At 52.8% G+C, this 3120-nt stretch carries 1 rRNA gene; it reads right to left on the bottom strand.

Annotation, left to right across the window (positions count from 1 at the left end):
• Positions 1–22: 22 nt before the first annotated feature.
• Positions 23–2981 (bottom strand): 23S ribosomal RNA (locus JFN93_RS25240).
• Positions 2982–3120 lie beyond the last annotated feature (139 nt).

A 3120-nucleotide genomic window follows, 5' to 3' on the forward strand; every position in this document is an offset into this window, starting at 1 on the left:
CACCCCCCTTCAGTAATTTTTTATGGTCAAGCCTCACGGCCGATTAGTACCGGTAAGCTGAACGCATTGCTGCGCTTACACACCCGGCCTATCAACGTTGTAGTCTCCAACGGGCCTTTAGGGGATTGCTCCCGGGGATACCTTATCTTGAAGGAGGCTTCCCGCTTAGATGCTTTCAGCGGTTATCCTTTCCGTACATAGCTACCCAGCGACTGCTCCTGGCGGAACAACTGGCACACCAGAGGTACGTTCAACCCGGTCCTCTCGTACTAAGGTCAACTCTTCTCAAGTATCCTGCGCCCACGGTAGATAGGGACCAAACTGTCTCACGACGTTTTAAACCCAGCTCGCGTACCGCTTTAATTGGCGAACAGCCAAACCCTTGGGACCTACTTCAGCCCCAGGATGCGATGAGCCGACATCGAGGTGCCAAACCTCCCCGTCGATGTGAACTCTTGGGGGAGATCAGCCTGTTATCCCCGGCGTACCTTTTATCCGTTGAGCGACGGCCCTTCCATACAGAACCGCCGGATCACTAAGACCTACTTTCGTACCTGCTCGACTTGTGAGTCTCGCAGTCAAGCTCCCTTATGCCTTTACACTCTACGGCTGGTTTCCAATCAGCCTGAGGGAACCTTCGCGCGCCTCCGTTACTCTTTGGGAGGCGACCGCCCCAGTCAAACTACCCACCAGACAGTGTCCCCGATCCGGATCACGGACCTGGGTTAGACATCCAAAACAACCAGGGTGGTATTTCAACGTCGACTCCACCGAGACTGGCGTCCCAGCTTCATAGTCTCCCACCTATCCTACACAAGCTGATTCGAATGTCACTGTCAAGCTGTAGTAAAGGTGCACGGGGTCTTTCCGTCTTACCGCGGGTACTCGGCATCTTCACCGAGAATTCAATTTCGCTGAGCCACTGGTTGAGACAGCGCGGAAATCGTTACGCCATTCGTGCAGGTCGGAACTTACCCGACAAGGAATTTCGCTACCTTAGGACCGTTATAGTTACGGCCGCCGTTTACCGGGGCTTCGGTTCAAAGCTTCACCTTGCGGCTAACAAATCCCCTTAACCTTCCGGCACCGGGCAGGCGTCAGACCCTATACGTCGTCTTGCGACTTTGCAGAGTCCTATGTTTTTAGTAAACAGTCGCTACCGCCATTTCTCTGCGACCCTCTTCGGCTTCACGTGCGAATCGCTACACCTAATGAGGGCATACCTTCTCCCGAAGTTACGGTATCATTTTGCCGAGTTCCTTAACCAGTGTTCTCTCAAGCACCTTAGGACATTTATCCTCACCCACCTGAGTCGGTTTACGGTACGGTCACCTGATGTCTGAAGCTTAGAGGCTTTTCTTGGAAGCATGGGATCAACGACTTTGTGGGGATACCCCCTCGTCATCAGCTCTCAGCGTTGAATGGAGAAAGGGATTTGCCTCCTTCTCCCGCCTACCGCCTTAAACCGGGACAACCAGCGCCCGGATCGCCTACCCTTCTCCGTCCCCCCATCGCAACATCAGGTGGTACAGGAATATTAACCTGTTTCCCATCAACTACGCCTTTCGGCCTCGCCTTAGGGACCGACTAACCCTACGCAGATTACCTTTACGTAGGAAACCTTGGGTTTTCGGTGACAAGGTTTCTCACCTTGTTTTTCGCTACTCATGTCAGCATAATCTCTTGTGATACCTCCAGCCGTCCTCACGGTCGACCTTCGCAGGCTTACACAATGCTCCCCTACCACTCGTGTCTTAAGACACGAATCCGCAGCTTCGGTACTACGCTTAGCCCCGTTACATTTTCCGCGCAGACCCACTCGACCAGTGAGCTATTACGCTTTCTTTAAAGGGTGGCTGCTTCTAAGCCAACCTCCTGGTTGTCTGGGCATTTCCACATCGTTTTCCACTTAGCGTAGATTTGGGGACCTTAGCCGGCGGTCTGGGCTCTTTCCCTTTTGACCGCGGATCTTATCACCCGCAGTCTGACTCCCGCAATTACAGTTAACGGTATTCGGAGTTTGGTTAGGTTTGGTAATCCGGTAAGACCCCTAGCCCATCCAGTGCTCTACCCCCGTTACTTACTTTGCGAGGCTATACCTAAATATATTTCGGGGAGAACCAGCTATCTCCGAGTTTGATTAGCCTTTCACTCCTATCCACACCTCATCCCCTGGCTTTTCAACGCCAGTGGGTTCGGGCCTCCACGAAGTGTTACCTTCCTTTCACCCTGGACATGGATAGATCACCCGGTTTCGGGTCTACTCCCAGCAACTATGGCGCCCTATTCAGACTCGCTTTCGCTGCGGCTCCACTCTATGAGCTTAACCTCGCTGCTGAGAGTAACTCGCTGACTCATTATGCAAAAGGCACGCGGTCACACTGGATTGCTCCATAGTGCTCCCACTGCTTGTAGGCATACGGTTTCAGGTTCTATTTCACCCTCCTCATTGGAGTACTTTTCACCTTTCCCTCACGGTACTGGTTCACTATCGGTCAGAGGATAGTATTTAGCCTTGGGAGATGGTCCTCCCGGATTCCCACCAGGTTTCACGTGCCTGGCGGTACTCGGGGACACCCTAGGGTGAATCAAGGTTTCGGATACGGGGCTATCACCCACTATGGCCGGACTTTCCAGACCGTTTTCCTACCCATCATCAATCCCACGTTGGGGCCCCACAACCCCCCGATCATCGAAATAATCGAGGTTTGGGCTGGTCCGCGTTCGCTCGCCGCTACTTACGGAATCACTTTTGTTTTCTTTTCCTGGGGGTACTTAGATGTTTCAGTTCCCCCCGTTCGCCACGCACCGCTATGTATTTACGATGCGTTACTGGAGCATTACCTCCAGTGGGTTTCCCCATTCGGAAATCTCCGGGTCAAAGCCTGTTTAGCGGCTCACCGAAGCTTATCGCAGCTTACCACGTCCTTCATCGCCTTCCTCTGCCTAGGCATCCACCGTACGCCCTTAGTAGCTTGACCATAAAAAAATCAATCACTACTTTCAGTACGCTTCACCTCGCGGCTACACGCACCTGCATACTCCCGATTCGATCCCGCCCGTGCGACAGAATCTCTTCGGTCTTGCCTACTACAAATCACTTTATGCAATTGTCAAAGA

This window comes from Geomesophilobacter sediminis (assembly GCF_016458275.1).
GTDB classification, from domain to species: domain Bacteria; phylum Desulfobacterota; class Desulfuromonadia; order Geobacterales; family Geobacteraceae; genus Geomesophilobacter; species Geomesophilobacter sediminis.